The sequence below is a fragment of the Bradyrhizobium sp. SPXBL-02 genome, assembly GCF_051853065.1.
Classification (GTDB): domain Bacteria; phylum Pseudomonadota; class Alphaproteobacteria; order Rhizobiales; family Xanthobacteraceae; genus Bradyrhizobium.
Genome location: NZ_CP182474.1, coordinates 4,922,226 through 4,948,389, shown reverse-complemented (window position 1 = coordinate 4,948,389; position 26,164 = coordinate 4,922,226). Strand labels below are relative to the sequence as shown.

General features: G+C 61.5%; 26 protein-coding genes and 1 pseudogene. 16 read left to right on the top strand and 11 right to left on the bottom strand.

The genetic code is table 11. From position 1 onward, the window contains the following. Positions 1-15 precede the first annotated feature (15 nt). On the bottom strand, positions 16-468 hold the full coding sequence (locus ACNJYD_RS23360; protein WP_212257321.1) for a PRC-barrel domain-containing protein: 453 nt from the start codon (positions 466-468) through the stop codon (positions 16-18). A 435-nt stretch (positions 469-903) separates the two neighbouring features. Between ACNJYD_RS23360 and ACNJYD_RS23355 the strand changes: the two genes are divergently transcribed. The 3 genes from ACNJYD_RS23355 to ACNJYD_RS23345 all read left to right on the top strand — a co-directional run bounded on the left by ACNJYD_RS23355 (position 904) and on the right by ACNJYD_RS23345 (position 4,446). Continuing rightward, the gene (locus tag ACNJYD_RS23355) at positions 904-1,611 is read left to right on the top strand and encodes a helix-turn-helix domain-containing protein (protein WP_212257322.1); all 708 of its coding nucleotides are present in this window, start codon (positions 904-906) and stop codon (positions 1,609-1,611) included. A gap of 97 nt (positions 1,612-1,708) precedes the next feature. Then, complete coding sequence (locus ACNJYD_RS23350; protein ID WP_212257323.1) at positions 1,709-3,328, top strand: alpha-amylase family protein; 1,620 nt, start codon at positions 1,709-1,711, stop codon at positions 3,326-3,328. Between the two features lie 92 nt (positions 3,329-3,420). After that, positions 3,421-4,446 (top strand): glycosyltransferase family 4 protein, encoded by a 1,026-nt coding sequence (locus tag ACNJYD_RS23345; protein ID WP_212257324.1) that lies wholly within the window; start codon positions 3,421-3,423, stop codon positions 4,444-4,446. Positions 4,447-4,937: 491 nt separating this feature from the next. On the opposite strand, the gene ACNJYD_RS23340 is transcribed toward ACNJYD_RS23345, so the two are convergent. Continuing rightward, complete coding sequence (locus ACNJYD_RS23340) at positions 4,938-6,002, bottom strand: YihY/virulence factor BrkB family protein (RefSeq protein WP_439363435.1); 1,065 nt, start codon at positions 6,000-6,002, stop codon at positions 4,938-4,940. Positions 6,003-6,305: 303 nt separating this feature from the next. Here ACNJYD_RS23340 and ACNJYD_RS23335 point away from each other — a divergent pair, with 303 nt between their 5' ends. Then, entirely contained in the window at positions 6,306-6,497 is a 192-nt protein-coding gene (locus ACNJYD_RS23335) for a hypothetical protein (protein WP_212257326.1), read from the top strand. A 245-nt stretch (positions 6,498-6,742) separates the two neighbouring features. Here the strand turns inward: ACNJYD_RS23335 and ACNJYD_RS23330 are convergent, their stop codons facing one another. Both ACNJYD_RS23330 and ACNJYD_RS23325 read right to left on the bottom strand, forming a co-directional pair. Further along, positions 6,743-7,060, bottom strand: a complete 318-nt coding sequence (locus ACNJYD_RS23330; protein ID WP_212257327.1) for a putative quinol monooxygenase — start codon at positions 7,058-7,060, stop codon at positions 6,743-6,745. 136 nt (positions 7,061-7,196) lie between these two features. Next, complete coding sequence (locus ACNJYD_RS23325) at positions 7,197-7,808, bottom strand: HdeD family acid-resistance protein (protein ID WP_212257328.1); 612 nt, start codon at positions 7,806-7,808, stop codon at positions 7,197-7,199. Between the two features lie 232 nt (positions 7,809-8,040). Here ACNJYD_RS23325 and ACNJYD_RS23320 point away from each other — a divergent pair, with 232 nt between their 5' ends. The 4 genes from ACNJYD_RS23320 (at position 8,041) to ACNJYD_RS23305 (ending at position 11,054) form a co-directional block, all read left to right on the top strand. Beyond that, the gene (locus tag ACNJYD_RS23320; protein ID WP_439363433.1) at positions 8,041-8,196 is read left to right on the top strand and encodes a hypothetical protein; all 156 of its coding nucleotides are present in this window, start codon (positions 8,041-8,043) and stop codon (positions 8,194-8,196) included. 395 nt (positions 8,197-8,591) lie between these two features. After that, on the top strand, positions 8,592-9,065 hold the full coding sequence (locus ACNJYD_RS23315; protein WP_212257329.1) for a phosphate-starvation-inducible PsiE family protein: 474 nt from the start codon (positions 8,592-8,594) through the stop codon (positions 9,063-9,065). 146 nt (positions 9,066-9,211) lie between these two features. Continuing rightward, on the top strand, positions 9,212-10,468 hold the full coding sequence (locus tag ACNJYD_RS23310; protein ID WP_439363431.1) for a glutathione-independent formaldehyde dehydrogenase: 1,257 nt from the start codon (positions 9,212-9,214) through the stop codon (positions 10,466-10,468). A gap of 25 nt (positions 10,469-10,493) precedes the next feature. Next, a complete protein-coding gene (locus ACNJYD_RS23305) occupies positions 10,494-11,054 on the top strand; it encodes a type 1 glutamine amidotransferase domain-containing protein (RefSeq protein WP_212257330.1) in 561 nt (186 codons plus the stop codon). Positions 11,055-11,475: 421 nt separating this feature from the next. Here ACNJYD_RS23305 and ACNJYD_RS23300 read toward each other — a convergent pair. Beyond that, positions 11,476-11,803, bottom strand: a pseudogene (locus tag ACNJYD_RS23300) (ABC transporter substrate-binding protein); the annotation flags it as partial. 262 nt (positions 11,804-12,065) lie between these two features. Between ACNJYD_RS23300 and dusA the strand changes: the two are divergent. Continuing rightward, the gene (gene dusA, locus ACNJYD_RS23295) at positions 12,066-13,022 is read left to right on the top strand and encodes a tRNA dihydrouridine(20/20a) synthase DusA (protein ID WP_246708948.1); all 957 of its coding nucleotides are present in this window, start codon (positions 12,066-12,068) and stop codon (positions 13,020-13,022) included. 5 nt (positions 13,023-13,027) lie between these two features. On the opposite strand, the gene ACNJYD_RS23290 is transcribed toward dusA, so the two are convergent. From ACNJYD_RS23290 to ACNJYD_RS23270, 5 genes are all read right to left on the bottom strand, one after another. Next, the gene (locus ACNJYD_RS23290) at positions 13,028-13,582 is read right to left on the bottom strand and encodes a TIGR02281 family clan AA aspartic protease (protein WP_439363429.1); all 555 of its coding nucleotides are present in this window, start codon (positions 13,580-13,582) and stop codon (positions 13,028-13,030) included. Positions 13,583-13,610: 28 nt separating this feature from the next. Next, positions 13,611-13,814 (bottom strand): DUF1289 domain-containing protein, encoded by a 204-nt coding sequence (locus ACNJYD_RS23285; RefSeq protein WP_172788048.1) that lies wholly within the window; start codon positions 13,812-13,814, stop codon positions 13,611-13,613. A gap of 44 nt (positions 13,815-13,858) precedes the next feature. After that, on the bottom strand, positions 13,859-15,454 hold the full coding sequence (locus tag ACNJYD_RS23280; protein WP_260383241.1) for a sensor histidine kinase: 1,596 nt from the start codon (positions 15,452-15,454) through the stop codon (positions 13,859-13,861). Positions 15,455-15,592: 138 nt separating this feature from the next. Next, positions 15,593-16,870 carry a sodium:proton antiporter NhaD gene (nhaD, locus tag ACNJYD_RS23275; RefSeq protein ID WP_439363426.1) on the bottom strand — a complete coding sequence of 426 codons (1,278 nt, stop codon included), beginning with the start codon at positions 16,868-16,870 and terminating at the stop codon, positions 15,593-15,595. A gap of 22 nt (positions 16,871-16,892) precedes the next feature. Further along, positions 16,893-17,765 carry an NAD(P)-dependent oxidoreductase gene (locus tag ACNJYD_RS23270; RefSeq protein ID WP_172788051.1) on the bottom strand — a complete coding sequence of 291 codons (873 nt, stop codon included), beginning with the start codon at positions 17,763-17,765 and terminating at the stop codon, positions 16,893-16,895. Positions 17,766-17,947: 182 nt separating this feature from the next. On the opposite strand from ACNJYD_RS23270, the gene ACNJYD_RS23265 reads away from it, so the two are divergent. From ACNJYD_RS23265 to ACNJYD_RS23250, 4 genes are all read left to right on the top strand, one after another. Next, positions 17,948-18,385, top strand: a complete 438-nt coding sequence (locus ACNJYD_RS23265) for a VOC family protein (protein ID WP_439363424.1) — start codon at positions 17,948-17,950, stop codon at positions 18,383-18,385. A 53-nt stretch (positions 18,386-18,438) separates the two neighbouring features. After that, complete coding sequence (locus tag ACNJYD_RS23260; protein WP_172788053.1) at positions 18,439-19,575, top strand: Mrp/NBP35 family ATP-binding protein; 1,137 nt, start codon at positions 18,439-18,441, stop codon at positions 19,573-19,575. A gap of 204 nt (positions 19,576-19,779) precedes the next feature. Then, positions 19,780-20,868: a TRAP transporter substrate-binding protein gene (locus ACNJYD_RS23255; RefSeq protein WP_172788054.1), complete on the top strand. Its 1,089-nt coding sequence runs from the start codon at positions 19,780-19,782 to the stop codon at positions 20,866-20,868. 166 nt (positions 20,869-21,034) lie between these two features. Beyond that, positions 21,035-22,123, top strand: a complete 1,089-nt coding sequence (locus ACNJYD_RS23250; protein WP_172788055.1) for a TRAP transporter substrate-binding protein — start codon at positions 21,035-21,037, stop codon at positions 22,121-22,123. A 436-nt stretch (positions 22,124-22,559) separates the two neighbouring features. Here the strand turns inward: ACNJYD_RS23250 and ACNJYD_RS23245 are convergent, their stop codons facing one another. Continuing rightward, positions 22,560-22,796 carry a hypothetical protein gene (locus tag ACNJYD_RS23245; protein ID WP_439363421.1) on the bottom strand — a complete coding sequence of 79 codons (237 nt, stop codon included), beginning with the start codon at positions 22,794-22,796 and terminating at the stop codon, positions 22,560-22,562. Between the two features lie 438 nt (positions 22,797-23,234). Here ACNJYD_RS23245 and ACNJYD_RS23240 point away from each other — a divergent pair, with 438 nt between their 5' ends. From ACNJYD_RS23240 to ACNJYD_RS23230, 3 genes are all read left to right on the top strand, one after another. Then, entirely contained in the window at positions 23,235-23,798 is a 564-nt protein-coding gene (locus ACNJYD_RS23240) for a MarR family winged helix-turn-helix transcriptional regulator (protein WP_212257339.1), read from the top strand. Between the two features lie 178 nt (positions 23,799-23,976). Further along, the gene (locus ACNJYD_RS23235; RefSeq protein ID WP_172788058.1) at positions 23,977-24,651 is read left to right on the top strand and encodes a response regulator; all 675 of its coding nucleotides are present in this window, start codon (positions 23,977-23,979) and stop codon (positions 24,649-24,651) included. A 1-nt stretch (position 24,652) separates the two neighbouring features. Then, positions 24,653-26,008 (top strand): ATP-binding protein, encoded by a 1,356-nt coding sequence (locus ACNJYD_RS23230; RefSeq protein ID WP_439363419.1) that lies wholly within the window; start codon positions 24,653-24,655, stop codon positions 26,006-26,008. Positions 26,009-26,164: the final 156 nt, after the last annotated feature.

The window sequence follows — 26,164 nt, the reverse complement described above, 5'->3', positions numbered from 1 at the left end:
CATAGGATGCGACCGTCAAGAGGATCGGTAGTGGAATTCTGATAGCTTCTTGAGCTCTTCCTTGGATGCGCCTGGAAGAGTGACCTTGCTGCCGGTGTCATCGATGACGAGGCTGTTAAACGGGACTGCGACCAGATGGCCGCCTACGCCGAGAAAGCCGCCGACCTGCAGAATCGCGAAGTCGAGTTGCTTCTTGTCTTTTGCGGCAATCACGTCGTCCAGGCTTCCGATCTTCTCATTCTTGTCGTTCATAACGGTGCTGCCGATCACCTTGCTCATGCGATAGCCCTGAGCGACGACGCTCAAGTCAACCTTGACGAGAGCTACACCAGCCTGCGGCAGAGCCGGATTGATGCTGAGGACAGCCAATATTCCGGCAGCTGCCGCCAAGCCAGAATATTTCCTCCACTTCGGCGGGTTCGGCGTGATGATGAAGTTCGAAAGGGTACGGGTGATGGTTGCTTCCATGTCTTGCTCCTGTGATTGGTAGTGGCTTAGCGAGTACCCCCTTTGGACCGGGGCGGCCCTGACCATTGTCAATTCGCAGATCGCTTAATCGACGCCGTGGCTGAATGCCTTGATTGCCCAACCGTCATGGCTACCCATTTGCGGCAGCCTGCGCCTGGATCAAAAGCTCCGTGCAGTGAGAAATCGAGGGCAATTATCCCTACAGAGACGTGTTGTGTGCCCCACGCCCGAGCGATGAAATGTCGTTGGCATTGGTGCAACCCGTCTCATGGTCGATCGCGCCTCACGTCTCCATGTGATGTGTTTCAAGCGCCGTTACGTGTTTTTACGTAAGAAAATTTCCCAAGTTTACGCGGTTGTATAGCTGGTAGTTGATTGCCCGCGAGCGGATCGTTGCTCCCCGCGAGAGTGCGCTGAAGAGGGAAGGACAGGGAAATGAAGCCAGTAATCCACCCAGCGGACTATTATCGAAGGATGCTTGCCGCTCAGTCGCACGCGCTGAAGCGGCTCGACGGGTCGGCGGCAATTGTCAAATTGAACCGCGACCAGCAGGTTCCGGAAGACGACGGCACCGCGGGACATTGGTACTACGTGATTGCCGGTTCAGTCCGATGGTCGACGGTCCGGTCCGATGGACGGCGGCAGATCCTGGACCTGATGCTGGTGGGCGACTTCTTTTTTGTCGGAAGCAGCCAGAGAGAAGACGCAATTGAAGCGGTTTCGGAAGAGACCGTGCTCGCGAGCTATTCCGGAGCGCGGCTTGAGAATCTCGGTGAGCGCGATCGCCAGTTCGCAAGGGAACTGAGAGAGATTACCTTTCAATCGTTGGAACGTACCCGACACCAGCTCGTAGTCCTCGGTGGAGTCACGACGGCAGACAAGGTGAGTGCGTTCCTGCTGCTGCTTGAGGAGCGCTACGGGGACCAGGAGGGAGACATACGGCTTCCTATCACGCGGTATGATCTCGCCGAGTACCTTGCCGTGTCCGTGGAGACCGTGTGTCGTGCGTTTTCAGATCTGCAGCAGCGCGGTGTCATTGCTCTGATTGGGATTCGAACAGTCCGCATTGTGGATCGCGATGCACTGCAGCACCAAAACGGTAGAAAGTATCCGAACGCTGGTTCTGACAATATCGCTGCCTAATTGCGCTCTAGCAGTCACGTAGCAGCCGTGCGACGGAATTCGCTTCGGCCGCGTCTGGTCGCCTGCGAAGTTCAAGGTAGACAAGGTAGCGCTGCGGATGCTCGATCTCTGGTACAAGAACGCCGCGATCTACAGCTTGAATGTGGCCACCTACAAAGATGGTGACGGAGATGGTGTCGGCGATTTCAAGGGATTGGTGTCGCAGCTCGATCATATAGCCCAGCTGGGAGTGGATTGCCTGTGGCTGCTTCCATTCTATCCAAGCCCAGGGCTGGATCATGGTTACGATGTGACGGACTACTACAATGTCGCGCCCGCACTCGGAACGCTCGGCGACTTCGTCGAATTCAGCCATCAAGCGCGCCTGCGCGGCATGAGATTGATCATCGATCTCCCAATCAACCATACCTCTGAGCAGCACCCGTGGTTCCAGCAGGCGCGCGCTGACCCTCATTCGCCATTTCGCGAGTACTATGTCTGGTCAGACACGGAACCGGAAGACAGCACGGAGGGCGTGGTATTTCCGGGGGTGCAACTGAGTGTATGGACTTACGACCTTTGCGCCCGAGCCTGGTATTATCATCGCTTCTACCAGCACCAGCCCGACCTGAACATTGCATCTTCCGCCGTTCGCGAGGAGATCTTCAAAATCGTTGGCTTTTGGCTTGAACTTGGCGTGTCGGGATTTCGTATCGACGCCGCCCCCTTCGTTGTGGAGGAGATACGCGCGGACCGTCCGCCAACGCGCCGATACGAGTTTTTTGGAGAACTTCGTGACTTCTTGTCATGGCGCAAAGGTGATGCTGTCTTGCTGGCAGAAGCAAATGTTGCTCCTTCGGAACTCGATCATTACTTCGGCAGTGGATCGCGCATACACCTTCTATTCGCGTTCCTTTTGAATCAGCACCTGTTTCTTGCGCTTGCGCGCGAAACTGCCGAACCGCTGCAGTGGTGTCTGGCCGCACTTCCTCGGTTGCCACCGTTCGCTCAGTGGGCCCAGTTCTTGCGCAATCACGACGAGCTTGACCTGGGGCGCTTGAAACCTGAAGAGCGTGAGGAAGTCTATGCGGCCTTTGCGCCATCCCGCAGAATGCAACTTTACGGACGCGGAATTCGTCGCCGTCTGGCGTGCATCCTTGGCAATGACCGCCGGCGGATCGAACTCGCCTACAGCCTGCTCTTCAGTCTCCCTGGCACACCGGTCATCTACTACGGAGATGAGCTGGGAATGGGCGACGATCTCGCGCTTCCGGAGCGATGGCCGGTACGGACTTGCATGCAATGGGCCGATGACGAAACGGGTGGTTTCTCTCAGCCTGCGGCTCGATTGCGTTACGACATGATCCAAGAGGCCGAGTACGCCCCGTCCAAGGTCAACGCTGCCGCTCAGCAGCGCGACCCGGATTCTCTCTTTAACTGGCTGCGGCGTCTGGTCGAACTACGAAAGGCTTGCTCGGAAATCGGGTGGGGCGATCTAAGTTTGCTGCAAGCAAATGTCCCCTCCATTCTGGTTCAGAGATTCGCGTGGGAAGGTCAATCGGTGCTGATATTGCACAATTTGTCGCAAGCTGAGTGCCGAGCGCAAGTCGATGGCTTCTCGGTCGGGCAGAAACTGACCGATCTTTTCGGCAATCGCGTGTACGCGTCGGAGCCCGGCGAGGACTCGATGATCGAGCTCGACGGCTACGGATATCGTTGGTTTCGGATCGTCCAATGAGCATACCCGGCTGATAGCAGCGACCTTCAGCCGGATTGTCACCGAAGCTCGCCGGCCTGCCGCGGGCCCGCAAGCGCCGTTGGGAGTTATTGATGAAGATAGCTCAGATTGCTCCGCTGGCCGAAAGCGTCCCGCCAAAGCTCTATGGTGGAACAGAAAGAGTGGTCGCATGGCTCGTCGATGCACTCGTCGAACACGGGCAGGACGTCACCCTCTTTGCGAGCGGAGATTCCAGGACCCGCGCCACACTTTTTCCGGTCTGGCCCAAAGCCCTTCGCCTTGGGCGACCACGCTCAGACCCGAATGCGGCTTTGGCTGCCCAACTGGAAGCAGTGTCCGATTGCGCTAACCAGTTCGACGTGATTCACGCTCACATTGACTGGCTACATCTCCCCATCCTCAAGCGAGCAGGAGTGCCATTCATCACGACGATGCACGGTCGGCTGGATCTCCCGGGATTGCCGGCCGTGACCAGCAAGTTTCCAGAAGCTTGGCTTGTATCCATCTCTGATAATCAGCGCATCCCGCTCGCCAGCGCAAACTGGTGTGGAACGGTTTATCACGGTCTGCCCATCGACCAGTTCCGCGCCTCATTTGCTACCGGATCGTACCTGGCGTTTCTCGGGCGCTTGACCGCCGAAAAAGGCCCTGAAGATGCTATCCGCATCGCGCTCGCCGCTAAGATGCCGCTTCGGGTCGCCGCCAAGATCCCACGCGCCGAAAGTGGGTACTTCAGAGAGAAGATAGAGCCTCGGATTGACGGCAAACAAATCCAGCTCGTCGGCGAGGTGGATGACGATTCGAAACAGCCGTTCCTTGCAGGAGCTGCTGCTTTGCTGTTCCCAATCAGGTGGCCCGAGCCGTTCGGATTGGTGATGATTGAGGCGATGGCCTGCGGAACGCCGGTCATTGCCTACCAATCCGGTTCGGTGCCCGAGATTATCGAGGACGGCGTGACAGGCTTCATCGTCCAAAACGAGGACGAAGCAATTGAGGCTGTGACGCGGCTTGGACAAATCGATCGAGGGCGCGTCCGCGCGCGCTTCGAAGAGCGCTTCACGGCGGAGCGGATGGCACGGGATTACTTGCGCCACTACCGCGCCCTCGTGGCCCGGTAACGCTGGACACCCTATGTATCGCTTTTGGGTCAACGTCTCTGTGATCTAGACCAAGATCGATCGAGTCGGCGCTCTCGAACACTGGCGCCAGAGATCTGATGAACCAAGATCTTTCTTCGTTGGGTGTCGGCCCTGCCTTGCATGTCCGATCAGCCGAAGAAAGTGGATTCAATGGAGGCACCAATGCCCCTCAGCGAAACGGCATGCGAGATCCTCGCATTTTTTCGTGACACACACCGGAAGCCCGGCGCCCGCATGACAATGGCAACTCTCGATGCACATTTCGGGACGGATCCCAGCGTTGCGGTGGCGGTTTCCGAGTTGAGGCAGCATGGATACGTCAGCGTTCCCGATGCTCGCACAGTGGAACTGACGGATGTAGGGTTCGACGCAATCCAACGTGGCGCTTCTTAAACTGATCGTCCGACCTTGCTTGGCAGCATCGTCGTGAATGCAGCTCCCGGCATGGCGCAGCCGAGCAACACCACCCTTCAATGACCTCGTGACGCGCCAACGGTGTCGGCGACCCGTGCCCCGCGCGCGCCGATCTTGGTTGGCGGCCCCGTGGTTGTGTCGCGGGCGGTCTGATGCTCCATCTCCGCATCGATCTCGGCGCCAAGGAGGATGACGATGGCCGAGATCCACAGCCAAGTCATAAAGCCGATGACGGCCCCAAGCGAACCGTACGTCTCGTTGAACTTACCGAAGCTCGCTGCATACCAGGAGAATAAGCCGGACACTGCGAGCCAAAGCAGTGCCGCGATAGCGCTGCCCCACGTCACCCAGCGCCATTGGTCCGCCTCTCGGCTGGGGCCATAGCGGTAGATCAGGGCGAGGGCGAGCGAGAGCAACAGGAACATCGTCGGCCAGCGCCCGATGCGCAGCAGAAGGTCGCCGGTGTTGGACAAACCGACGTATTTGAGCATCACTGGGACAGCGACGATGCAGCCTAAGGCCGCCATCATGAACACGATCCCGGCGACCGTAAAACCCAGGGAAACGGCATTCAGCTTGAAGAACCCGCGCTTCTCGTCTTCACCGTAAATGATGTTCAACGTGTCGAAAAGCGACTTCATGGCGGCATTGGCGCTCCAAAGAGATGTTGCCAGCCCGATCAGGAAGGTGATGCCGAGCGTGTTGGAGCCCTTCGACGCCACACGGGTCAGTTGCTCTTTCACGATATCCAGTGCCCCGCCAGGGAGGAAGCCGCCAAGCTGATCGAGGTGTTTGCCGATGCTCATGGGATCGGAGAAGAGTCCGTAGATTGCAACCAACGCGGCAATCGCCGGAAAAACGGCAAGTATGCTGTAGTAGGTCATACCTGCTGCGAGGGTGAGGACACGGTGTTTAGTGATGTTGGAAAGGACACGGAACAGGATGTCCTTCCATCCCTTCGCGGGGATTTTCGACGGCGAGGTCGCCTGCCGGCCACGATCTTCTTCTGATTCGACGTCCCCGTCTGCTCTCTGAGGCGCCTCGTGAGGCGTTCTTGAATTGGAAATCTGCTTTTGGCTTGGGGCTTCTTGCCCGCCCGGAATCGTGTCAACATTCGTCATGACGCTCTCCGAACGTCCAATCGTGTACGGCGGGAGGTGTTCCCTTTTTTTGTTCCCTGGGGTCGGCTCTCTGTAATCGGACAGTTCGCTGGATTTGTATGGCGAGCGCCCGGCACCGGCAGTCCTAGCGACGCGCGCGGCAGCTCTCGGCGCTTGGCCGACCACTTCACTGCGCCGAGCTCAGCGCCCGTCGAACAGCGATCTCGTGGGTTCGCTCTTCATCAGGAGCGTCATTGAGCCCTTTGAACGCTAGTTCAGAGGAACGGGCTTCGCCTTCCCGCATTTGAAGCTAAAGGAGCGAACATGACTGAGAACGACAATCGATCCAGAAACAAAGGCGAAAGCGCCAGCCCCAACACCAAGGGTAATGCACCGCAGAAACAGGGCGGTGATCAAAGCCGGAAGGCTCAAGAGTGGGGTGGTGGCAACAAGGCTAGCAAGGGCCCCGTCACGAAAAGTGACAAGCAAAACGAGAATTCCAGCGCCAAGAGCTGACAAATGGTCAAAGCACGCGCCACTGCGCAGCCCGGAAAGAAAACCGGGAAACATGGCGGCAACCGCGGAGGTCATCGGACGCATGGTGCCGAAAAGGTAAGCCGGGCCGGGCGTCAGGGCGCGGGCAAGAACCCCACGCGAACTCGCAAGAGTGGGCGTTCGCCGCCTCCGTGACATTGGCAGAATGCACCCATCGCGAAGAGCTGGAAAAATCAGCAACGTCGGCGTGGACCGTTGGACCGGTATCATCCACCTCCGTTACTGGGAAGCTTGGCGGCGAGTACGTCGATCCTTTCGAGCGTCGCTGGCCCCGTCAGCAGCGCGGCGGTCTCATCTGACATGAACGCAGCTGCCACATTGCCGGCAAGGTGGGCGTTGCGTCCGGCGTCGTTCGGAAAGGCATCGAAGATACCGAAGGTTGACGGTCCGAGCCGTAGCCCGAACCAAGAAATGGTTGCCGGCTCGCCTTCAACAATCGGCAGCGCGCTCTTCAGGAACTTCTCGACGGCGGCTTCACTGCCGGGCTGTGCCTCGATACGAACAAACAATGCTGCGGTGACCATAGCTTTTTTACTTTCAGTGCGATGCCGCCTTTTCAGTGCAATGCCGCCTTTGCGGCGGCACGCTATGCCTGGTTACGTCCACGCATGGCCCAATCTGCGGCGATACGATCCCGTATGACGGACGTCGGCCCGTCGCTCACGCCGGTACGGCGGAGGAGCGAGTCTGGTCGTTCTGTCGGGCGCGCAACTTGAAGGACAGAACGACCAGCGCGATACCAAAGACCATCGCATAAGCTCCCATCCACCACGTAAGCACCACCGCCCCAATCAGCGGCATGGCGACCAGCAGCGCGCCATAAACGAGCGACAACAGCCCGCCCAGAACCATCCACCAGCGGCCATGATCAAGCTTGAGGCGAAAGCCGGCAGCCATCATCAGCGCGCCTGAGATAATCGCCCAGGCGGCGACCATAAAGACAAAGGCAAGTACCGTCAGGCCAGGCCAGATAAAGGCAGCAACGCCGACCGCGATATTCAGGAGGCCTTCAAATATCAACAGTCCCCATTCATCCTTCCGTCGCATCGCACGAACGGCGGAAATGATTCCCGCTACGCCGTCGACCAACATGTAGGCCGAGAACAACAACACCAGCGATAGCATGGTGGGCCCTGGGAAGAGAAAAGCGAGCAGCCCGAAGATGATTCCGAAGATGCCCCGCAGGAGGAACAGCCACCAATTCTTGGCAAGCATCGTGGAGGCAGAGTCGATGTTAAAGTCAGCGTTGCTGTTGACGGTCGTGCTGGTCATGTCTAGCTCCAAGAATAGCCATCGGTTCCAGGGTCCGGACATAGTAGCGACCTGACGCCGCGACATGCCTTGACAGCTATCAAGCTTGCTCGCTGCGAAATAATCGAAAGGCGGAGGCCTTAGGTAGTCCCCCTAAATCGCAGAATCGGCGCTTCGCGAGCAGCATGATGAACCGGGAGCGCCGAGCACTTTGTGCCGAGGCAAGGAGAAGAGCGTGCCAAAAGAGCGTCCCATGAACGGGGTTGAACCCGAGAAGTCCGAAGATGACATGCAACGCGACCTGTTGGGGCCGCGCGGCGTTCCCGGAGCGCCAGATCCCGCCAAGATGACGCCGCAACGCGCCAAGAAGACGCCGCTCTACAATTTGGACCCGGGGCACCCTTCATAGAGGCGAGCGAGTTCTTGCAACACGTGCCGTGGACTATTGGAAGGGTTTCTATCTTTGACCACAAGCATTCGCGGGTCCTCGCCGGCGAAGCCTGATCTCTCATTCGCGTGGAAAAAGAAAGGACCGCGCAGTTGTGTGCTGACGGTCCAAGTCAAGGGAGGACGCCCGGGAAGGGCAGCGATGGTGGGACACATCGCTCTTTGGATCATCGCAAACGCCAAGGGGCGGTGCATTGATAGTTCTCAATTGGATCGCAGTAAAATTGAAGAGCGCGGCGCCGCGTGCGACGGACATTGCTGACAGCAGTCAAGGCAGAAGAATATCCTCGCCTATATGGTCCCGTGAGAATTCGGCTGACCGCTGACAACGCGCGTCAGGCCAAAGAAGAGGGCGTCATGTCGATTATGGATGAATTCCAGGAGACGAAGAGCGAGGTCAGGTTGGCTTCGCTTTATCAGTGGTTTGAGCGCGCTGTGGTGCTCTTCCTGACGTTCCTGATCGCGATCGTGGTGGTCGCGGCGGTCTGGACACTGAGCCTGAAGATATTGTTCGGGCTGGTGCTGGCAGGCAGTCTGGATCCGTCTGATTTCGAGGTGTTCCAGGCGGTTTTCGGCATGATCTTTACCGTGATCATTGCGTTGGAGTTCAAGAAGTCCCTGTTGGTGGTGGCCGAACGTCGAGAGGCAGTGGTGCAGATCCGCTCCGTGGTGTTGATCGCGCTGCTTGCCGTCTGCCGAAAGATCATCATTCTGGATCTGAACGAAACGGATGCCGTTCACACGCTGGCACTTGCGACCGTTATCCTCGCGCTGGGTGTGGTGTATTGGCTGATACGCGCAAGCGATTGCCGACAGGAAGAAGCAGCCTAGAGGAAAGAGCCACGTTGGCACTATGGGGCCAAACGAACAGCGCGCAGGATTGACGTTTGCCAAGGCGCCGTTCCTCTGGGGCGCTCATCTTCGTGAACGAAAGAGTAGCGCCACTGCTCTTAAGGGGATCATCTGAGGAGCGAGCCATGGCCGCAACCAACCGTGCAGTCACCTTTATGGGGCCTTACAAACTAGAGGTCCAGGACAGAGGATATCCGAAGCTCGCGGATCCCAAAGGGAAGAAGATCGAACATGCTGTCATTCTAAAACTGATCACAACGAATATCTGCGGCAGCGACTTGCACATCTATCATGGCCGCTTCGCTGCACCCTCAGGAATGCAATTAGGTCATGAGAATACGGGCGAAGTGGTCGAGGTAGGCTCGCATGTGGAGCGCATCAAGGTTGGCGATATCGTCTCTGTGCCTTTCAACGTTGCCTGTGGCACATGCCGGAACTGCAAGGAACGCCATACCGATGTTTGTCTCAACGCCAACGAGGAACTCGGATTTTGCGGAGCGTACGGCTTCAATCTGGGCGGATGGCAGGGCGGCCAAGCCGAATACATGATGGTGCCTTGGGCGGACTTCCAGCTCTTGAAATTTCCTGACAAGGAGCAGGCGATCGAGAAGATCAGGGATCTCACTCTGCTATCGGACATCCTGCCCACAGGATATCACGGCTGTGTCGAGGCACGCGTCGGGACCGGTTCAACCGTCTACATTGCCGGCGCCGGCCCGGTCGGGCGTTGCGCAGCGGCGAGCGCACACTTGCTCGGAGCCTCCTGTATTATCGTCGGCGACCACAACAAAGCGCGGCGCGATCTCGTCAAGAATGCCGGTTACGAGGTCGTTGATCCCTCAAGCGCCACGCCCATTCCGGATCAGATCGAGAAACTCCTCGGCAACGGCTCGCGCTGGGTGGACGCGGCCGTAGATTGTGTCGGACTGGAGTGCCACGGTTATGGGCCCGACGGCAGCGGAAAGAACGAGGAGGAGGCTGTCCTCAACACTTTGATGGAGGTGATCAAGCCCGCGGGCGCCATGGGCATTCCCGGCGTCTATACCAATCTCGATCCAGGTGCACCGAACGAACTCAACAAGAAGGGCTTCATGGCTTTGGGTTTTCCCGCGGCTTGGGTCAAATCGCCATCCTTCACCGCAGGTCAGTGCCCGGTCATGCATTACAATCGCGAGTTGATGATGGCCATTCTTTGGGATCGGCTGCCCTATCTCACGAGACTTCTGAACACCGAAGTCATACCGCTCGAGAGAGTGGTGGAAGCTTATCAGAGCTTCCATGACGGATCGGCCAAGAAGTATGTGATCGATCCACACAACACCACAAAGCTCGCGTCGTCGGTCGGGACTGGTGAACGCGTACATGCGCGAGCTTCCGCTTGACGTCGCTTAGACAAGGAGACGAACCATGGCCGGACCACTTCAAAGCCACAAGATCGCTATTCTTGCCACCGACGGGTTTGAGTATGTCGAACTGGTCAGGCCGCGGAAGGCGCTTGACGACGCTGGCGCCAAGACCAGCCTCGTTTCGCCGAAGACAGGTCGCGTTCGCGGCTGGAACTTCACCGATTGGGGCGATGAGCTGTCCGTCGACGTGCACCTCGACCATGCAAGTGCGGATTTCGACGCATTGCTACTGCCCGGCGGCGTCATCAATCCTGATTCCTTGCGGATGCAGCCCAAGGCGGTCGCGTTCGTGAAAAGCTTCTTCGATGCGGGCAAACCCGTGGCGTCGATCTGTCACGGTCCATGGACCATCATCAATGCCGATGCAGCGCGCGGCCGGCGCATGACGTCCTGGCCATCACTCGAGATCGACCTTCGAAACGCCGGCGCGCAGTGGGTGGATGAGGATGCGGTGACCGATCAAGGTCTGGTGACCAGCCGAAAGCCTGACGACATCCCGGCTTTCAACCGCGCAATGATTGATCTGTTCAGTCGAGCGCGGCAGCCTGCCGCGGCAGATTGAAGCGAGAGTCCAATCTCGCCAATCCGATCCACGAGCGGGTCGCTGCCGAATTCGAACCCGAGCCGCGATTCTTGAAGGTCGATACTGATGCTGAGGTGGATCATGCATGCAGAATCCGCGGCATTCCCACTGGGATGCTATTCCAGAACGGACATGTAGCGTGAACAAGCCGGCGCAACGAGCGCGGACGGCTCGCGCCAGTTTGTGGACGTCTCGCCCGTTTCGCGCCTAACGGCCGCGGCGTCTCGATCGTCACCTTGGCCCCGATAAAAAATACGGTTTGCTAGCCTTCGGAGACTTCGGTCGCAAGATAAGTGTTAGCACGTTTGCGAACGACTTTTTGCGGGGAACCGCGGTGCTCGGCAGATTTCGTGCGCGGGGGCGGCGTCTGCGGACCCAAAGGAACGGCCCGCGCCAGTTCGGTCGCGCCCGCCTTGAGGTGCAGTGTGAACTGGTAGGCGTCGCCGGTCTGCTCCCCGCGCTTGGCGATCAAGGGGCTGACCTTGCCGTGGGCGGCGACACAGACGAACTTGTCGGTCACATGGCTCCAGATGTGGCCCTGGAAGCTGGAAATCGAACTGTTGTTCGGAATCCATGAGCTGCCAAGCGAGTTGATGAGGAGCAATGTCGCCGCCATTCTGCGGAGCGTTGGCACTCCGTGCTGGAGACAGGCTGTCACTACGGAAGTCGCGGCCGACAGGCGACGCCGGGAGAGCAAGAGCGCGGTCATGGAGATGGCTTGGCCCGATCGGCGTTTCTTCGTAGGAGAAGCGAACCGACCGGACCTGGCCATTCCGAACCTGTGCGTACCTTGGTCCGTGACGTGTGCACTGAAAATCCGAATATGTGATTTCCGCTTCCAATTCAGGCATATATGACCCTAGAAGAGCCCGGTGGCAGAAGCCTCGTCAAATTGGATTTCTCAATCGGTCCAATTGCAGATAGGGCCGACTTGAGGCGAAATATATCAGTAAAATGAACCGCTTAGATCGCAGATTTTCTACGGCCCCCATGATGGATTGGACTGACCGGCACTGCCGGGTGTTCCACCGTCACCTGACGCGGCGGGGATTGCTCTATACGGAGATGCTGACGACCGGCGCGATCATTCATGGCGACCGGGAGCGGCTGCTTGGGTTCGACGCGGTCGAGCACCCCGTGGCGCTTCAGCTCGGCGGATCGGATCCGCGCGAGCTCGCGCTGGCGGCACGTATCGGCGAGGACTTCGGTTATGACGAGATCAATCTCAATGTCGGCTGCCCGTCGGATCGTGTGAAGGATGGCCGTTTCGGCGCCTGCCTCATGGCTGAGCCGGAGCTGGTGGCGAGGTGCGTTGACGCCATGAAGCGCGTGGTCGCCGTTCCCGTCACGGTGAAGTGTCGCATCGGCATCGACGATCAGGATCCGGAGGTCGCGCTCGATGCGCTGGCGCGTGCGGTGGTCGCCGCAGGCTGCGATGCGTTGATCGTGCACGCCCGCAAGGCCTGGCTCAACGGCCTGTCGCCGAAGGAGAACCGCGATATCCCGCCGCTCGACTATGATCGCGTCTACCGGCTCAAGCGCGCGATGCCCGATGTGCCCGTCATCATCAACGGCGGCGTCCGGAGCATCGACGAGGCAAAGGCGCATCTCGCCCATGTCGACGGCGTGATGCTCGGCCGCGCCGCCTATCAGGAGCCGTGGCGGCTGCTCGCGGTCGATGCGGAGATCTTCGGCAGGCCGGCGCCGCACGCGACCATGCAGGACGCGCTCGAGGCGATGATGCCCTACATCGAGGAGCAACTCGCGCACGGCACCCGGCTGCACGCCATCACGCGACATTTCGTCGGCGCCTTCCACGCGGTGCCCGGGGCGCGCGCCTTCCGCCGCCATCTGGCCGAGCAGGGTGTGAAGCCGGGTGCAGGTCTCGACGTGCTGCGCGAAGCGATCATGCGTGTTGGTGTCCGCGCGCCGGCGGAGGCGGCGTAACTCAGCTAGTCGACCGCCGCACGCGCGCGACGGTGGTTGCCCTGCAGCTCCGGATAGCCGGTCAGCATCAACGTGTCGGCGCGCACGCCCCAGCTTTCCAGGCGGTCGAGGAAGCTCATACCGAGCAGATTGGTCTTCATCTGGCCGCGCTGCACGACGAGGGCCGGCACCGACTTCTCGACCAGCTTGCCGACGGAGAGACGGTCGAGCGTGAGCCGGGCCGCCTTGGTGTGGCCGCCCGCTGTCTCGAGGTCGACGTCATATTCAAGCATCTCGAGCGGCAGCCCGATCGCCTTTGCGGTTTCCCACGTCAGCACCACCGAAGTCGCTCCGGTATCGATCACCATCGGTGCAGTGACGCCGTTGATCTTCGCACGCAGTGTGAATTCGCCGCCCTGGCCGCGCGGGATCTGCACGGCTGGGGCCGGGGAGGCGGCTTGTGCGCGAAAAATGTGCGAGACCTTGTGGCTGGCGCGCGCGATCTGGTCGGGATCACCATAGGCGACGACGGCACCCGCCGTGCCGGCGAGCATGATCAGGACGAGCAGGAAGCGGATCATCGCGCGCCTCCAAGGGCACGCAGGCGGATCAGATGTGTTTTGGAGATCCCGCGACCGGCACCAGTCCAGCTTCCGTCATGCGCTCCGGCAAGAGGGCCATGATCGCGAGCCGGTCTGCGCTTTCCATGGCGTGCCAGCGCGCGATCTCGGGCAAGGTGCGGCCGCAGCCGAAGCACAGCTTGGTCTTGGGATCCATCATGCAGACGGCGACGCACGGCGTTTCTTTGCTCATACGGACATAGTGAGGGATGGTCGGGCATGTCTGCAAGCATCTCGTTAAGAGCCTGTGCCAGCACTCATGATCGGCTTGTGGCGCGGCCGGCGCTTCTCGTCCGGCACAACGGAGCTCTCCGGCTGGAGCGGCGGAGAATCGTCCGAGAGCGGCGCCAGCGCACTCATCACGCGCTCCGGCGGGAACGTGACGATCACCTCGGTGCCGATGCGCAGCTTCGATTTCAGCGTGAACGTGCCGCCGTGCAGGTCAATCAGGTTCTTGGCGATCGGCAGGCCGAGGCCGGCGCCCTGTTCGGCCGACTTGATCGAATTGGAACCCTGGCCGAACGAGGCGAGCACGACCGGGATCTCGTCCTCAGGGATGCCGGAACCGGAATCCCTCACCGAGAGATATTGTCCGCCGGAGGCGGTCCAGCCGGCCTTGAGCCAGATCTCGCCGCCTTGCGGGGTGAACTTGATCGAGTTGGAGAGCAGGTTGAGCACGACCTGGCGGATCGCGCGCTCGTCGGCCCAGAGCCTCGGCATGGCCTGCTCGAACACTTCGTGGATGGTGATGCCGCGGCTCGAGGCGCGCAGCTTCATCAGATGATGGCAGTCGGCGACGATGCCGACCAGGGACACCGCTTCCTCGTTGAGCTCGTAGCGGCCGGCTTCGATCCGCGACAGATCGAGGATCTCGTTGATGAGGTTGAGCAGGTGCACCCCGGAATTATGGATGTCGGCGGAATATTCCTTGTAGACCGCCACGCCATGCGCGCCGAAAATCTCGCTCTTCATCACCTCGGAGAAGCCGAGAATGGCATTCAGGGGTGTACGCAGCTCGTGGCTCATCTGCGCAAGGAAGCGCGACTTGGCGACGTTGGCGGCTTCGGCGCGATGGCGCGCTTCGTCCGAGATTGCCTTGGCCTGCTCCAGCTCGCCGATCAGCGCGTCCTTTTCCGCGCGCGCTTCCAGCGTGGCGAAGGTGGAGGAGTGCAGGCGATGCGCCAGCAGGACGAAATAGCCTTCGGCGGCGAGGGCCAGCGCTGCCAGGATGTAATTGTCCAGCGAGCCGGTCGTGACGAAGCTCAGCGCCATCGCCACCGCGACCGGCGCCGTGGCGGCAAGGGCTGCGATCGGCAGATTGGCCGCGAGCATGCTCGATACTGCGATCACCAGCAGCATCAGGAACATCATCAGCGTTTCCGTGACCATGTCGAGCACGGGATGGATCAGGATCGCCATCCAGCACAGACCATAGAGCAGGTCGAGCACGACGAAGCGCGTCCGCCATGCGCGCGTCGCGGCCGGAGAGGCCGGCTCGGTCAGGAAGCGCCGGCAACTGCGGATCATGGCGCTATGGATGCAGAGCATGCCGGCGGTCCAGGCCGCGGCCGGGATCGGTTGCATCCACAGCCCGAACAGTACGCCGGTCGCCACCACCAGCAGCATCACGACATAGGAGGCAGACAGCCGGGTCTGGGCGTATTGCCGCAGCATCTCGGCGTCGAACGCCGGCCGGGTTCCACTGGTCGACGTTAACTTGTCGCGCGCCTCGCGCACCCGCTGCGCCGCAGCCCTTCGGCTGCTCGCCGATGGCACGCTCACCGGCTCGGCCGGAAGCTGCACGACCTCAGGCTTTTCAGCGGGGTTACTCATCAAGCAACACGGATTCCTGCCCGCGGCGGACGCGGGCTTTCTGCATTGTCTATCTCTGGCAAGAAATCCTTAAGAGCTGACTTAAGGAGCTAAAGAATTACGTTAACCCGGCGTTAATTTGGATCCCGCCGGTGCCGCTCAATGCAGCGCCGCGTACTGCGCGATGTAGACCATCGCTCCCGTCAGATAGCCCACGAGTGCGGGGCCTGCGATGCGGCGGGCGTACCAGAAGAACTCGATCTTCTCGAGTCCCATGGCGGCAACGCCTGCGGCGGAGCCGATGATCAGGATCGAGCCGCCGGTGCCGGCGCAATAGGCGATGAACTCCCAGATGAAGCTGTCGGGGGGATAATGCGCGAGGTCGTACATGCCCATGGTCGCGGCGACCAGCGGCACGTTGTCGATGACGGCGCTGAGCAGGCCGAGCAAGACGACGATCACGTCCTCGCGGCCGATCGCGGTGTCCAGCCAGCGCGCAAGCATCGACAGCAGGCCGGCATGCTCGAGGCAGGCGACCGCGAGCAGGATGCCGACGAAGAACACGACCGAGCTCATATCGATCCGAGTCAGCGCGTGCACCAGCGTAAGAGGCGTGCGCACGTGTTCCTCCTTGTGGCGATGCACGATTTCGCCGACCAGCCAGAGCACGCCGAGTCCAAACAGGATGCCCATGAAGGGCGCCAGATGCGTGACCGCCTTGAACGCCGGCACCGCGATCAGTGTGCCGAGGCCGAGATAGAACATCAGGTTGCGCTCGAACCGGCCGACGGCGAGCAGTCCGTTATCTTTCGGCGGCGATGCGATGCTCTTGCCCCTGAGCGAGAAGCTGATGAAGACGAGCGGCACCAGCAGATTGAGCAGCGAGGGCAGGAACACCGCGCTCATGATCTTGACCGGCGAGATCTGCCCGCCGATCCACAACATGGTCGTGGTGACGTCGCCGATCACGGTCCAGGCGCCGCCGGCATTGGCGGCAATGACGATGAGGGAGGCGAACAGCAGACGGTCGTCGCGGCGGGCGATCAGCTTCTGGATCAGCGAGATCATGACGATCGTGGTCGTCAGATTATCCAGAATCGCGCTGAGGAAGAACGTCACGAAGCCGATCAGCCAGATCAGCGTGACCTGGCTCGTGGTGCGGATCAGAGAGGTGATGACCTCGAAGCCGTCATGAGCGTCGATCACCTCGACGATAGTCATGGCGCAGATCAAGAAGAAGACGATCTGCGCGGTGGAGCCGACGGACTCGTCGAGCTGGCGGCCGACCAGCGCGTGGTCGCCGGTTGCGACCGCGTAGATGGTCCACAGCAGCCCCGCGCCGAGCAGCGCCGTAGCGCTCTTGTTGACGCGAAGCGGGTGCTCGAGCGCGATCGCCGCATAGGCGAGGACGAAGATGGCGGCGATCGCGATCAGCAAGGTCGTTTCAGGTCGTCAGCTATCAGCGATTAAGGCGTGCGAGCAGGCTCGACGTATCCCAGCGCTTGCCGCCCATCTTCTCGACCTCGGCATAGAACTGATCGACCAGCGCCGTGACGGGCAGGCTGGCGCCATTGCGGCGGGCTTCTGCCAGCGAGATCGAGAGGTCCTTGCGCATCCATTCGACAGCGAAGCCGAAATCGTACTTGTCCTCGTTCATCGTCTTGTAGCGATTTTCCATCTGCCAGGACTGGGCAGCCCCTTTCGAGATGGTCTCGATCACGGCGGCGACGTCGAGGCCGCTCTTCTTGGCGAAATGGATGCCCTCGGAGAGACCCTGCACCAGACCGGCGATGCAGATCTGGTTGACCATCTTGGTCAGCTGACCGCTTCCGGCGGGGCCGAGCAGCTTGCACATCCGGGCATAGGCGCCCGTGATGATCGGCTCGGCGCCGGAATAGGCATCTTCCGCGCCGCCGCACATCACCGTCAGAACACCGTTCTCGGCGCCGGCCTGGCCGCCGGAGACGGGGGCGTCGACGAATTTGAAGCCGGCCTTGGTGGCAGCCGCATCCAGCTCACGTGCGACCTCGGCAGAGGCCGTGGTGTGGTCGACGAAGGTCGCACCCTTCCTCATGCCGGCGAACGCGCCGTCGGGGCCGATCGTGACCGCGCGCAGATCGTTGTCGTTGCCGACGCAGCACATCACGAAATCTTGCCCCTCGGCGGCGGCCTTCGGCGTCGGTGCGGTCTTGCCGCCGAACTTGTCCGCCCATTCCTTCGCCTTGGCCGCGGTCCGGTTATAGACGGTGACCTCATGGCCCCCTTTTTTCACGAGGTGTCCGGCCATGGGGAAGCCCATCACGCCAAGACCGAGGAAAGCGACTTTAGCCATTGTGGTACCTTGTCCGTAGTTTGGGTTTACGGTTCTTGCCAGGCGAGGGATGCCTGGGTTCCGCGGCGGGGCGGATCGGAGGCGCACCATAAACCCTTGAGGCCAGAGGGCAACGGCTTCGTTTGGCGGCCTGCTGTGCTAGGCTGGCGGCCCCAAGGACTTCAAAACAAGGGAGCGAGAGCATGGGCGGCGTGAGCGTGGGCGTCCTCGATCATTTCAACATCCGGACCCGGAATCTGGCCGAGACCGTCCGCTTCTTCGAAGACGTGCTGGGCCTCGAAAAAGGCGCACGGCCGAATTTCGCCTTCCCGGGCGCCTGGATGTACAGCGAGGGCAGGCCGGTGGTGCACCTCGTCGACATTTCTCCGACCGCCGAGCCACAAAAGCCGGATTCCGGCGTTGTCCACCATGTCGCCTTCGCCAGCCGCGGCTTTGACGGCATGAAACAGCGGCTGGCGTCAAAGGGGATGAAGTTCGAGTCCCGCCAGGTGCCCGGCGGCGATCTCTGGCAGATCTTCGTCCACGACCCCAACGGGGTCATGATCGAGCTGAACTACGAGGCCGCCCGGGAGCAGGGGGCGGCGCCTGCCGAAAGGGCTGACGATATCGGCAGGCAGTAGCCTTTTGAGCGTTTCCGCTCTAATGGGGCATCCTCAACTCCAGGAGATGCGCTTTGAGCGTGACGCAGCAACAGGTTCTCGACAGCCTCGCCAGGGTCCAGTCGCCCCGCGGGGTCGCGCTTCCCCATGCCAATGTGCTGAGCGCGATCAGCGCCTCCGACGGCAAGGTGTTCTTCTCGATCAATGTCGACGCCGCCGAGGCAAGGGCCTGGGAATCCGTCCGGGCCGAAGCGGAAGCTGCCGTGCGCAGCATTCCCGGCGTCACCACCGTCATGGTGGCACTGACCGCGGAGCGCAAGCCGGGCTCCGCGCCGCCGCCACCCCCGCAGCCGAGCCGCGGCACGCCCGGCGTGCAGCCGGCCCATGCCCACAAGCCGCCGCAGGGCGGTGGGTCGCCGATGGCGCGGCAATCGGAAATTCCCGGCGTTGCCGCCGTGATCGCGGTCGCCTCCGGCAAGGGCGGGGTGGGCAAGTCGACCACCGCGCTCAATCTGGCGCTCGGCCTGCGCGACCTCGGCCTCAAGGTCGGGCTGCTCGATGCCGACATCTACGGCCCCTCGGTGCCGCGCCTGACGGGCCTGCGCGACAAGCCGGAGCTGAACGAGGCGCGCAAGATGATTCCGCTTCGGCGTTTCGGCCTTGCCATCATGTCGATCGGCTTCCTGGTCGAGGAGGAAACCGCGATGATCTGGCGCGGCCCGATGGTGATGTCGGCGGTGACGCAGATGCTGCGCGACGTCGAATGGGGCAAGCTCGACGTGCTGGTCGTCGACATGCCGCCGGGCACCGGCGATGCCCAGCTCACGCTGGCGCAGAACGTGCCGCTCAAGGGCGCCGTGATCGTCTCGACCCCGCAGGATCTGTCCCTGATCGACGCGCGGCGGGGACTGGCCATGTTCAAGAAGGTCAACGTGCCCGTGCTCGGGATTGTGGAGAACATGAGCTACTTCCAATGTCCGCATTGCGGCACGCGATCAGACATTTTCGGTCATGGCGGCGCCCGACATGAGGCCGAGAAGCTCGCCGTGCCATTCCTGGGCGAGATCCCCCTGCACATGGCGATTCGCGCCACTTCGGACGCCGGCAATCCCGTCGTCGACAGCGAGCCGGACGGCCCTCATGCGGCGATCTACCGCGCCATCGCGGGCCAAGTCCGGGACCAGCTCAAGGGCGTCATTGCCGCGGCCTGACCGGTCGCCGCGGCACGCTCCGGGGGCATGCGACTTTTGTAGAGGCCCGTCATGCCATTGTCGCGTTCCGAAACCGGGCTGGCCGTGTTAAAGGCCCACGGCAGTCAAGCCCCTTCGGTTCGACGCGACCTCAACGCGTCGCCAGAATGCGCGGCGGCATAAGAGAAGCCAAGGGGAAACGCCCCAGCAAGGAGAGACCTGAAGATGAAGCGTCGTGATTTTCTCAAAGTATCGGCAGCAGGCGCGGCGGCGACCGCGGTGGCCTCGCCGGCGATCGCACAGTCCTCACCCGAGGTGAAGTGGCGCCTGACGTCGAGCTTCCCGAAGTCGCTCGACACCATCTATGGCGGCGCCGAGCAGGTGGCGAAGTACGTCGCCGAGATGACCGACAACAAATTCCAGATCCAGGTGTTCGCGGCCGGCGAAATCGTCCCGGGCCTCCAGGCGCTCGATGCGACCTCGAACGGCACGGTCGAGATGTGCCACACCGTCTCGTACTATTACGTCGGCAAGGACCCGACCTTCGCGATCTTCGCCTCGGTGCCGTTCGGCCTCAATGCGCGCCAGCAGAATTCGTGGCTCTACCAGGGCGGTGGCAACGAGCTCGCCAACGAGTTCTTCAAGAAGTCGAACGTGATCGGCTTCCCCTGCGGCAACACCGGCACCCAGATGGGCGGTTGGTTCCGCAAGGAGATCAAGACCGTTGCCGACCTCTCCGGCCTCAAGATGCGCATCGGCGGCATCGCCGGCCAGGTGCTGCAGAAGGTCGGCGTCGTGCCGCAGCAGCTCGCGGGCGGCGACATTTATCCCGCGCTGGAAAAGGGCACCATCGACGCGGCCGAGTGGGTCGGCCCCTACGATGACGAGAAGCTCGGCTTCGCCAAGGTCGCCAAGTACTATTACTATCCGGGCTTCTGGGAAGGCGGTCCGACCGTCCACGCCTTCGCCAACCTGGAAAAGTTCAATGCGCTGCCGAAGAACTACCAGGCGATCCTCACCAACGCGACGGCCAACGCAAACAGCTGGATGGCCGCGCGCTACGACATGCAGAACCCGGCGGCGCTGAAGCGCCTCGTCGCCGGCGGCACCCAACTCCGTCCGTTCACCAACGAGGTGCTGGAAGCCTGCCTCAAGGCGACCAACGAATTGTGGGCCGAGGTCTCCGGCAAGAACGCCGACTTCAAGAAGTCGATCGACGCCATGCAGGCCTACCGCTCCGACGAATATCTGTGGTGGCAGGTTGCCGAATACACCTACGACAGCTTCATGATCCGCTCGCGCACCCGCGGCTGATCTACCGGCTTAGGTCCCAAGACCGGATGGCCCGGCCTCGCTCGCGAGGCCGGGCTTTTTCTTTGCCGCAGTGCGATCGGGATGGCATTCGGTCCCGTGATGTTCCATTCTGTCGGCAAGCCTCGGAAAGAAGGCTCCACAATCAGATCCATCAGGGCAGGAAATCATGAAGAGAAGAGACTTCATCAAGGTCACAGGACTTGGTGCGGCCGGCGCCGCCACGCTCGCGGCTCCCGCGATCGCGCAGTCGATGCCGGAAATCAAATGGCGCATGCCGACGAGCTGGCCGAAATCGCTCGATACCTTGTTTGGCGGCGCCGACATGATGTGCAAGATGGTCGCGGAGGCGACCGACAACAAATTCCAGATCCAGATCTTCGCGGCCGGCGAAATCGTGCCCGGCCTCCAGGTGCTCGATGCCGTGCAGAACGGCACATGCGAGATCGGCCACACCGCGTCGTACTATTACTTCGGCAAGGACCCGACCTTCACCTTCGGCTCGGCCGTGCCGTTCGGTCCCAACATGCGCATCAACCAGGCCTGGTACATGCAGGGCGGCGGCCGCGATGTGCTCAACGAGTTCTACAAGAGCTACAACGTCATCTCGCTGCTCGCGGGCAATACCGGCTGCCAGATGGGCGGGTGGTTCAGGAAGGAGGTCAACACGCCCGAGGATCTCAAGGGCATGAAATTCCGCATCGGCGGCTTCACCGGCCGCGTGCTCCAGAAGCTCGGCGTGGTGCCGCAGCAGCTCGCCGGCGGCGATATCTATCCGGCGCTGGAGAAGGGCACGATCGACGCCGCCGAATGGGTCGGCCCCTATGACGACGAGAAGCTCGGCTTCTACAAGATCGCGCCGCACTATTATTATCCCGGCTGGTGGGAAGGCGGACCGATGCTGATGGCCTTCGTCAACCTCGAAAAATGGAACGCGCTGCCGAAATATTATCAGAGCGTGCTGGAGCAGGCCGGCCACTACGCCAACAACTACATGATGGCGCGCTACGACAACGCCAATCCGCTGGCGCTGAGAAAGCTGCTGGCGGGCGGCACCAAGCTGCACGCCTTCTCGCCGGCGATCATGGATGCCTGCTACAAGGCCGCCAAGGAGCTGCACGCCGAAGTCGGCGCGACCAACGCCAACTTCAAGAAGGTGCACGACTCGCTCGCCAAGTTCACGAGCGACGGCTACGCCTGGTTCCAGGTCGCCGAGGTCGGCTACGACATCTTCATGGCGCGGCGGTCGCAGAGCTGATCACGCTGTCCGTCGCATGCAGCGCCTCGGAGCGATGGCTCCGGGGCGCCGCCGTTACAAGCCTCCGAAGGGCGTCCAAACAAAAACCTGCAAAACAACCCCATGCACAGTAGACGGGGACAGGTTTATCAATGGCTTGGCGGCTCAGCGCGAGATTTTGCTGAATTACCGAATGGCTTGATGCGTCGGGCAAAACAGTGGTAGAAACTTATGATCGAAAAATCCGAATTGCGGCGGTGCGAGCCCACGGGATCAAATGAGATTCGATCCCGATGAGCTGCCGACCAGTAACATCTTAGGCCGCTCCAGGAGTCCTTTCATGTTCGGCGCAATCCTCGTCATCCTCTCCATCGGGTGCGTTCGCAGCCGGTCCGACGATGGTGCTTGAACGCACGTTGTGAAGCCGACACGCGCATGCGCGAAGCGTGACGGGGATCTAACCTTTGACGTCGTATTGCTTGCTGAGGTGATCGCCGATCTGAACCAGCATGGCCACACATTCCGGATAACCCGGCCGATCCGCCGTGGCCTGATCTGCGCTGGCTCGAAACTCCCAGGAGCTGCCGTCGCGAATGATGGAAATCGTCATTGCGTCGGGACAGTCGGCGTGAACTTTCAACTCGGCTTTGGCCATTGCAATCAGCTCGCTCTCCGTTTTCGACGGTTTGCTCATGAAGCTCATCCTTTCGCCCTGAGGCTGAATTCTGCTGGTGTCGCCCAAATCACCAGAACACATCTGATCGACTTACACGAAGCTGACAAGAGGCGGGCGCGTCACAATTGCCCACGAAATCGTCGCGGAAAGCCTCTGCAGCCTCGGGTCTTCAGCCCCGACATGGCTACTCATGTTCTCGAACGCTGGAGACTTTGCGCCCAGCATCTCTAGGTAAGCGTGGTAGGTAGTTTTTCGGTGTTCCTTTTACGGAACGATCAGGCTATCGGAATCTGGCAATCGGGCTGAAGTCGCTTGCGGTGTGTTTCGAACCTCCGGCTTCACGGTACGGTATACCGGATTCAACCAGTCCCGACGGGAATGCATCTTTCACCGAACACGGCGGCGTTCGATCGTTGATCGAGGTGCCAGGGCGGCCGTTTCCCGTGGGATCTCTCAATGAGACTGGCAATTGAAATCGTACAACTGCTGATACAATCGGCCGACACCTGGCTCTTTGAAGAGACTTTATCGGGTCTGAGCGATCGGGAATGGATGGCGTTGCGGTTTCTCGCCCGCGCAAACAGGTTTTCGCGGACGCCGACTGCTCTTGCGAGCTTCCTTGGCACGACCCGCAGCGTCGCATCGCAGATCGCCGCCGTGCTGCAGAGCAAGGGATTGATGGTCCGCAAACCATCAGCAGAGGACAAGCGCTCGATTGCGCTGTGCATCACAGGTGAAGGGGAGAGGTTCCTGGAGCGTGACCCCATCAACGCCCTGCGGGATCAACTCGTGTCCCTCGAACTCCCCGATCGATCGCGGTTGCGCGATACGCTTCGCCACGTTCTGGATGGGCTCGATGCTGGCAAGCGCCGTCACCGTGCCGACGTTTGCAGCCAATGCGTGTTCCTGATCGAGAGCGGAGCGGGGAAGGAGCGTAGCTTCAAGTGCCGGCTCTTTCGAAAACCAATCAGGGAGAAGGAGACGACCTTGCTATGCACCTATTTCGAGGGGCGGAGCTAGAAAGCTCAGGTGCTCACGGTGCCTGTCAGGCAGGATGGATTGCCCCGGCGTTGATTGTCTTACACGAACCTGACAGGCGGCCAGCCTGGTCGGGCACTTTTCGCTGGCCGAGGTGGCCGGAATGGTGGAAGAGAGCGAAGATGCTGTGCGGTGACCTTGGGTATTCGTCGGGACTAGGATGCGCCTTCTGATCGTCGAGGACAATGCCGAGCTGTCGCGGCTCGTTGCCGGCGGGCTGGCGACGGCCGGCTATGAGAGCGACATCGTGGGCAGCGCAGCCGAGGCGCGCGAGGCGGTGAGCAGCGTGAGCTATGCTGCGATGATCCTCGACCTCGGCCTGCCCGACGGTGACGGCCTGTCGGTGCTGCGCGAGCTGCGCCTCAAGATGGAGCCGCTGCCGGTGCTGGTGCTGACCGCGCGCGGCGGGGTGCAGGACCGCGTCAGCGGCCTGCGTAGCGGTGCCGACGACTATCTCGTAAAGCCGTTCGCGATGGAGGAGCTGGTGGCGCGACTGGAGGCCATCCTGCGCCGTCCCGGCCAGTTGCTCGGCCGTTCGCTCAGTCTCGCCAACCTCGTCTACGACACCGAGAGCCGTCAGATCTTCGTCGACGACCAGCCGCGGATCATCTCCGCGCGCGAGACCTCGGTGCTCGAGATCCTGCTGCGCCGGCAGGGGCGGGTGGTACCGAAGAAGAACGTCGAGGACCACATCTTCGGTCTCGAAGGCGAAGTCGCCTCCAACGCGATCGAGGTCTATGTGTCGCGGCTGCGCAAGCAGCTGGCCGAGCACGGCGCCAAGGTCGTGATCCACACCATCCGTGGCGTCGGCTATCTCATGACCGAGGAGAAATAGCGTGGCCGTCGCGGGCCGTGCCGGATCGCTGACGTTCAAATCGCTGATCTCGCGCATCGTGTTCCTGCACATTGTCGCGGTCGCGGTGGTCGCGATCTTCCTGCCGCTGGTGTTGTTCTGGCTGCTCAACTCCGAGATCGACCAGCTGCATCGCGATGCCATGCGCGCGCAAGCCGAGGTGCTGGCGGAGCGCATCGTCGCGCAGCCGGATGGCACGTTGACCTTCAACCTGCCCGACAGCCTCAAGGGGCTCTATTCGGACGCTTACGGCCGCTATCAGTTCGACATTCGCGATTCCGACGGCCGGTTGCTGTTCTCCTCGCACCGGCGCACCGCCGCGGCGGCGGCGCCACGTTTTTCCGAGACCATCTCGGGCGCGGGCGTCAGCCGGGATATTGCCGGCAAGACGGTGCGCATCCAGGTTGCCGAGGACCTCGCGCACCGCGACGTCATCATCGACGACATCGTCTCGAACTTCTTCCGGCGGGTCGGGTGGATCACCATTCCCATCCTCCTGGTCCTGCTTGCCACCGACATCATCATCTTCCGCCGCGCCATCGCGCCGCTGTGGAAGGCATCGCAGGAGGCCAGCAATATCGGCCCGGCGCGCACCGACATCCGGCTGCCGACCGCGCGGATTCCGCGCGAGATCGTGCCGCTCGTCACCGCCGTGAACCAGGCGCTCGACCGCCTCGAGGGCGGCTTTCGCGTGCAGCGGCAGTTCACGGCGGATGCCGCGCATCAATTGCGCACGCCGCTCGCGATCCTGCGCACGCGGATCGAGACGCTCGGCGACGGTGCCGAACGGCAGGCGCTGCATGCCGACATCGAGGCCATGAGCCGGATCGTCGCCCAGCTGCTGGAGATCGCCGAGCTCGACACCCTTGTGCTCGATCCCGGGGAGACCGCGGATTTGCGCGCCGTCTGTGCCGAGGTGGTCGGCTCGATCGCCCCGTTCGCGATCGCGCAACGCAAGGACATCGCGCTGAAGGGCACTCATGCACCGGTGCTGATCCACGGCAATTCGGAGATGCTGCAGCGCGCGGTTTTCAACCTCGCCGAAAACGCCATCAAGTTCACCGCAACGGACACCGCGGTCGACGTCGAGGTGGGCGAGGACGGCTCGGTGCGCGTGCGCGATTGCGGTCCCGGGGTCGCGGAGGCTGAGCGCGATCTGATCTTCCAGCGCTTCTGGCGCGCCGATCGCCGGCGCAGCGACGGCGCGGGACTGGGCCTCTCGATCGTGCGCGCCGTGGCCGATGATCACGCCGCCACGGTCGCGGTGGAGAACCTCCCCGGCGGCGGTGCAGAGTTCACGCTGCGGTTTCGGCTGGCGGATGCGCCAAAAGCCTGTTGAGAAGAACTGGCGCGGCAGTGACGCTGCACCCTCTCCCCTTGTGGGAGAGGGTGGCGCGCCGCGTTAGCGGCGAGACGGGTGAGGGGTTCTCTCCGCGAGTCTCACTCTCGATTGAATGCGCGGAGAGAGACCCCTCAACCGGCGCGAACTGCGTTC